Source organism: Marinomonas sp. SBI8L (assembly GCF_001624705.1).
Classification (GTDB): domain Bacteria; phylum Pseudomonadota; class Gammaproteobacteria; order Pseudomonadales; family Marinomonadaceae; genus Marinomonas.
Map to the genome: position 1 here is coordinate 76,685 of NZ_JSEO01000020.1, position 6,898 is coordinate 83,582.

The 6,898-nt window shown below is 39.5% G+C and carries 6 protein-coding genes; 3 read left to right on the forward strand and 3 right to left on the reverse strand.

What is annotated here, in order from left to right; all coding sequences use genetic code 11:
- Nucleotides 1-248: 248 nt before the first annotated feature.
- Nucleotides 249-1,322 carry an AI-2E family transporter gene (locus OA91_RS22495; RefSeq protein ID WP_046017804.1) on the reverse strand — a complete coding sequence of 358 codons (1,074 nt, stop codon included), beginning with the start codon at nt 1,320-1,322 and terminating at the stop codon, nt 249-251.
- A gap of 37 nt (nt 1,323-1,359) precedes the next feature.
- Nucleotides 1,360-2,811, reverse strand: a complete 1,452-nt coding sequence (sbcB, locus tag OA91_RS22500; RefSeq protein WP_063339919.1) for an exodeoxyribonuclease I — start codon at nt 2,809-2,811, stop codon at nt 1,360-1,362.
- Nucleotides 2,812-2,909: 98 nt separating this feature from the next.
- Here sbcB and OA91_RS22505 point away from each other — a divergent pair, with 98 nt between their 5' ends.
- Together OA91_RS22505 and OA91_RS22510 are read left to right on the forward strand one after the other, a co-directional pair.
- Nucleotides 2,910-3,416, forward strand: coding sequence for a YchJ family protein (locus OA91_RS22505; protein WP_269447929.1), 507 nt, complete (start codon nt 2,910-2,912; stop codon nt 3,414-3,416).
- Nucleotides 3,417-3,510: 94 nt separating this feature from the next.
- Nucleotides 3,511-4,140 carry a GNAT family N-acetyltransferase gene (locus OA91_RS22510; protein ID WP_046017806.1) on the forward strand — a complete coding sequence of 210 codons (630 nt, stop codon included), beginning with the start codon at nt 3,511-3,513 and terminating at the stop codon, nt 4,138-4,140.
- 81 nt (nt 4,141-4,221) lie between these two features.
- Here the strand turns inward: OA91_RS22510 and OA91_RS22515 are convergent, their stop codons facing one another.
- Nucleotides 4,222-5,133, reverse strand: a complete 912-nt coding sequence (locus OA91_RS22515; protein WP_063339920.1) for an aldo/keto reductase — start codon at nt 5,131-5,133, stop codon at nt 4,222-4,224.
- Nucleotides 5,134-5,369: 236 nt separating this feature from the next.
- Here OA91_RS22515 and OA91_RS22520 point away from each other — a divergent pair, with 236 nt between their 5' ends.
- Nucleotides 5,370-6,683, forward strand: a complete 1,314-nt coding sequence (locus OA91_RS22520; protein WP_063339921.1) for a TolC family outer membrane protein — start codon at nt 5,370-5,372, stop codon at nt 6,681-6,683.
- The last annotated feature ends 215 nt before the right edge of the window (nt 6,684-6,898 follow it).

The following is a 6,898-nucleotide window of genomic DNA, read 5'->3' on the forward strand; positions in this document are numbered from 1 at the left end:
CAACAAACACCATCAATTTAGGCTTATTGTTAAATTAGATTTTAATCTAAGCCTCTGAATTTGAATTCACCACATTAACTGCCAAATTCACCCTTCCCACACATAACTAGAGCCAAATTGACTAGGTTTTATCACTTCAATTCGCTATACATAAATCAAACAAAAACTGAATAAGTCAAGCAGATGTTTATGATCAGAGTATAGCCAGTAGAGAGTATAGCCTACTGACTATAACAAGCATCTATTAGTTACTTCTCATGGCCAATCGCCATACCATCAATCACTTTATTATAATGTGGCATTTCTGCGTGAGAACCTAACATCAACGCAATCCATCGTGTTCTTGGGTTTGCTTCTAACGCCAGCTTAACAATAATAGTCAGTGGAATGGAAAGAAGCATACCTACCGCACCAAATACCCAGCCCCACAAAATCAAAGATAAAAAGACAACTAAGGTGGATAAGCCTAAGCCTTTGCCCATATACCTTGGCTCTATCATATTGCCGACAACCAAATTAATGACAAGAAAACCTAAAGCAGCCAAGCCAGATGCTAATCCGCCCAACTGCACAAAAGCTAACATAACCGCTGGAATTGCCGCAATAATAGAGCCTATGTTAGGCACAAAGTTTAATAAGAAGGCCGACACACCCCATAATAGAGGAAAATCCACACCAATTATCCAAAGCCAGATTCCCACAACAAACCCCGTCAAAATACTCACTAAGGTTTTAATGGCAAGATACTGATTAACGGCTTTTGAAAAAGCATCGAAGCGCTTCAAAGAGCCGCTGGCATCATCCATAGCAGCGGAAAGCTTTGTTGGAAAATCAGCCGCTTCAAATAAAATAAATACAACAGTCATCAACACAACAAATACATTTGTCAGCACACCACCCAAGCTACTGAGTGCGTTTGTCACAACCTGCATCAAGATTGAAGGGTCAAAGTAACTTCTTATTTGATCGGCAGATATCGTAATTCCCACATGACTGAGCAATTCAGTCACACCTGACAATTCATTCGATAACCTTTCTTTATAGCCAGGAAGCGCGGCATAAAAGTCATCTAATGAGCTACCAACAAAAATAACCAATGACCCTACAGAAAACACCATGAGTAAAACAACTAGCATCACAGCAATACCGATAGGCACCTTATGAGTTGCCAACCAAGCCAAGAGCGGTGCAAAAATAATCGCAATAAACATAGACAGCATAAAAGGCACTACGATTGCAGATGCGGCTTTTAAGCCTGCAATAATAATGACTAAAGATGCAAAGCCTACTAAAAAGTAAGTCGCTCTATGAGAATCAGCCAAGGTTATCCCCTTAATGTCTTGTTATTCATAGGTAGAACTAACCCATTGGATAAATGCTTTGAGCATAATCGGCCAGATCTTGTAACATAATCTGCTTACCTTTAGGCAATTCAGTATCTAGTGCGAGTTCATTTAATCTTGCAAAAAATGCATCCATACAAATACTCGCACCAGCACTTTCATCCAAAAGTTTAGTACTACGATACTCTTCCCACTCTTGCCTTTGAGTATCTGAAAGTTGCTCAGGGTAATTACGACCTATGTAACGCATTAGCATTTCAGGTAAACGCCTATCATCAAACGATAAAGCAAGTTCTGATAAGGAGTTCGGGCCAGTATCTCTAATTTGTGCCATACGCGCTTTATCATCACGAGAAAAGAAACCTCCTGAATACAACATCACATCAGGGTCTTTATCAATCTGCTCTCTTTCCTGCATAAACACTTGGCTAATTTTATTAGCAAGTTCAGGGTAACTTTTTAATATGGCTAAATTTTGACGGCAAATTTCTCCATCTAAGTTTAGTCGAGCCACAACACTGGCATCCTTTAAGAAGGTAGCCGGCGCAACAGCTGGACTACGATTATAATGCAAGGTTTTAAGTGGTAATCGGGGGATATCACCAAGTTCTTCTTTATTTGAAAAAACTCTATGCCTGATTTCATCAACAGATAGATCAATAAGTGGCTGAGCATCTTCCATAAGGTCAAACAAGATCACACCATTTTTATTCGTCGGATGAGGAGCAATCGGCGCCACAAACGCGGCGTAATTTTTAGCCAGACCAAACATACCTGAAATATGTAAAAACGGCTTCATGCGATAAGGGTCAATGAATTGCTGTAACTCCCCTTTTTCACGCATCTTGAAATAGTAGTCATATAACTTAGGCTGCTTTTGTTTAATCAACTTAGCCATTTCAATCGTGCCATACACATCTGATAAGGCGTCATGTGCTTGCTCGTGAGCAATATCATTAGCTTTGGTCAGATCTTCAAGCTTCAAAGAAACTTGCCCTTCCTGATTTTTTGGCCAATTGATTCCTTCAGGCCTAATGGCATAGCACATACGAACAAGATCAATAATATCCCAGCGTGAGCAGCCATTTTGCCACTCACGGGCATAAGGGTCGATAAAATTACGGTAGAAACCATAGCGCACAACCTCATCGTCAAAGCGAATGCTATTGTATCCAAGAGAGCAAGTACCAGGTTTAGCAAACTCTTTTTCAATTAAGGCCATGAATTCTGTTTCAGGGTAGCCTTCACGATTTGCGTCCTGAGGACTAATACCTGTCAGTAAACAGGCATCAGGATGAGGCAATACATCTTCAGCCAATTGACAGTAAATCATAATAGGTTCGCTTATCTGATTGAACTCAAGATCCGTACGAATGCCTGCAAACTGCATAGGTCTATCACGTGCTGGATCTACGCCAGTTGTCTCAAAATCAAACCAAAAAAAAGTAGAAGTTGTAGCGCCACTCACAAAATTTTCCTGTCAGTCAAAGAATAATGGCGTATTATAACCGCATTTTATTGCCTTATGGCATTAATAACTTAATTGTAAAAAAGAGGAAGTCTCGCGTGTCTACCCCAAATAACTGTCCTTGTAACAGTAGCTTACCCTACGAAATTTGCTGTGGCATGTATCATAATAACCCAGGGACAGCGCCGACTGCAGAAGCGTTAATGCGTTCTCGTTACAGTGCATTTTATACAAACAACTTTGCTTATATTAATCGCACTCAAAAATTAAAAAGCAGCCCTAATCAAGATGAAGCTGAAATTGCTGACTGCAATAACGATACTCAGTGGATCAAACTAGAGATTTTAGAGACTGAAAAAGGGCTTGAAAAAGACAAAGAAGGCATGGTGTCTTTTGCTGCTCACTTCAAAGAAGGCAAACATATTGGCAAACTTAGTGAACGCTCTTTATTTAAGCGCATAAAAGGCGAATGGTTTTATATCTCTGGAGAACATGAAGTAGAACAAAATACGCCATTAGTTAACTCAGCTGAGATGAAAATAGGTCGTAATGACCCTTGTCATTGCGGCTCTGGCAAGAAATTTAAAAAGTGCTGTGGTAAATAACTTAAATTTGACCGATCGGTTAACTTTTATTCAATACTAGCTTATAATTTATGAACTCCATTCAGAAAAATTTTTTAACTATGAGAGCACATAAATGAATCTACTTGAACTAATGGGATATATCGCATCCGCTTTAGTCGCAATCTCCTTAACCATGAGCTCGATTGTCCGACTAAGGTGGCTCAATTTAGCAGGTGGTCTCACCTTTGCTTTATACGGTTTTTTAATTGGTGCTTATCCTGTTGCTGCGGTAAATTCTTTCACAGCTTGTATCAATATTTTTTATTTAATAAAAATTTATCGAGCAAAAGTCGAATTCAATGTTATTAAAAGTGGCACTGAATCTGGCCAATCAGGTTATATAAGTTTTTTCTTAGATAGGTATAGCAAGGATATTAAACACTTCTTTCCTGACTTTGATATTTTTAAACAGGATGAAAGAAGAGAATATTATTTATTAACTGATCAGGAAACTGTTGTAGGTATACTGTCAGGTATACGATTGAGCGAAAGCCACTTTCAAATAGACCTTGATTTAGTTACCCCAACCTACCGTGACGCTCGATTAGGTAATTATTTATTTGGTGATAACAACCATTTTGCCGAGAAGTTTAAAATCGATAATATAACAGCAAATGCTCAGAGCGAAGCAAACAGACGCTACCTAAAAGGGATAGGTTTTAAACCTATAAAAGATAATGTTTGGCAGTATCGCAACTCATAACACATAAAGTTCGTAACTAGAGCTTGGTTTCAACTCTAGTCTGGACCTAACAAAGGCATGTTAAGTCCAGCACCAAATCGCTTAGGCTAAATCTTTACCTGTAGAAGCACACCACACGCGATACCAATCTTCATCAGCAAATTTAAGCTGACTAGCCGCTACCGCTTTTTCTAATCTGCCTATCTTACCAGACCCCAAAACTGGGCAAATTCCAGCGGGATGTTTTAACAACCAAGCAAGTGCAAGTTGGTCAACACTAGCGCCATCATATTTTTCTGATATCGCTTGAAGCTGTTCACGAACCTTCACTTCCTGCTCATCACTTCCACTAAATAAACGACCACCGGCAAAAGGAGACCAAGCCATAGGCGTTACAGCATGCTGATGTAAGTGATCAATTTCACCATTGTCAAAAGACTGTGTCTGCAACACTGAATATTCCGATTGATTCGCAATTAAAGGAACATCAACTCTAGACTGCAGAAGATCAAATTGAGCGGGTGTAAAGTTAGACACACCAAAATGCTTAACCTTACCTTGAATCATTAAGTGTTCAAACGCACGCGCCACTTCATCAGCATCCATCAATGGGGTTGGCCTATGCAGGAGCAACAGATCTAAATACTCAGTTTGTAGTTGCAACAAAGAATTTTCTACCGAAGCGACAACATGATCAAAACTAAGATCATATTGATAGATTTCATGCTCTGGTCTGGCATTAGACTTGAGTTTGATTCCGCATTTAGATATGAGCTGCATGCTATCTCTTAAACTTGGCTTTAATGCTAACGCATCACCAAATAAAGCTTCGCATTGATAATCTCCATAGATATCTGCATGATCAAATGTGGTTACGCCCAACTCAAGGCACGCCTCTATAAATGATAATCGAGACTCTTTTGTCATATTCCATTCATCTGCTCTCCAAAAACCTTGAGCAATACGCGACCCTTTAAAACCTAATGGGTGATATTGATGAACTAATGTATTCAAAATATTCCTCTCATATAAAATAAGATCTTATTAACAAGATGTATTTATCTAACTTTATTTCAATAATATAAAGCGAGATTTCAAACTCATATGTTAACCATTTATAAACATTAATTAATCAAATAATTAAGAAATGTGAAAATTAAGAAGTTATTAAAATTTTCTTATGAAAATCACTTTTAACCTTATGCAATCTGGGTATGATAAAAAGAAACTAATCGAGCTGAAGTATTCATATGAAAAAGACCATTATCGCCTCTCTTGTCACCCTAGCTACGGCCTCTAGTATGAATGCCCAAGCTGAAAACTTATTAGACGTTTACCAACTTGCTAAAATCAACGACCCAGGCTTACGCTCTGCTGCCGCTTCTTATGAGTCTGAAAAAGAAGGCGTTGTGATTACTAAGGGTAGCTTATTCCCTAATATTTCATTTGATGCTGACCTTGGTTACACAGATACCAGTGCGGACGCTGGCGACTCTGATACCAATACTAACTCTCTCAAAGTCAGTCTAGATTACCCTATTTACTCTCCTGCCCTTGGCTACGCGGTTGATTCTGTTGAAATTGGCCTAGAAAGCTCAGGTGTGAGCTATACCAATACGGAAGAAGATTTGAGCTTTGAAAGTATCTCAGCTTACTTTGATTTACTCACTGAAATGTCGAACCTCAACACAGCGAAACAACAAGCTAAAGCAACAGCCAGCCAGCTTGACCAAGTGAAACAACAATATGAAGTGGGCCAAGTTGCCATTACTGATCTTCATACAGCCCAAGCTGAATACGACTCAAACATCGTTGATATTATCAGTGCTGAAGCTGACATGATTAATGCCCAAGAAACCTTACGTCAGTTAACAGGCAAGCTCATCACTGATGTGCCTGACTTATCTAAAAACTATCCCATTGAAATGGAAGCAGGTAAGACAGCGAGCTTTTATGTGGATCTTGCGAAAAAGCAAAACAACGACATAAAAACCTTGGCTCTGGCTCATGACTCTGCTTTGACTAACATTGAGATTCAAAAGTCCAATGGCCGTGTCCCTACGGTGACCGTTTCTGGTAGCCTTACTCGCTCTGATCGCGACACATCACCAACCTCAAGTGGTGATGGCGATAGTCTGGCGGCATTTATAGGGGTTAATGTTAGCATTCCTCTTTATCAAGGTGGTGCAATCAACGCGCAAGTGAGACAGTCTGTTCATGATGCCGTTGCCGCTGAAGAGAACCTAGAAGATCAATTACAAACAACAGAGCTAGCGGTTCGCTCTTTGTACCGAGATCTAAAAACGTCTGTAGCGCAAATTGCCGCACAGAAGCAACTTATTATCTCAAATGCCAGCTCATTAGAAGCCACACAAGCAGGCTATGATGTGGGCACTCGTAACATTGTTGAGCTACTTGATGCCCAATCTGATCTGTACAATTCTCAAGGCACACTTGAGCAATTAAGATACAGCTTTGCGGTAAAACAAATGTCCTTGCTTGAATACACAGGCGAGCTTGATGAAGAGAAGATTAAAGAGCTAAATACTTGGTTAGTTAACTAGGGAACCTGCGAATAAGTCACACGCTGAGGCGTGAGAACTTATTCCTACGCTCCCTAGCATTAAAAAACAAATAAAAAGGGCGCATACAGCGCCCTCAGATTAGTGACAAACCCCAGTTAAAATCTGGGGTTTGTTATTTTGAAGTCTTATCTCTCTATTTAAGTTATTTCCCTTTTAATACATTTACCAACCTTTCAATTACTCTTATAAAGCGC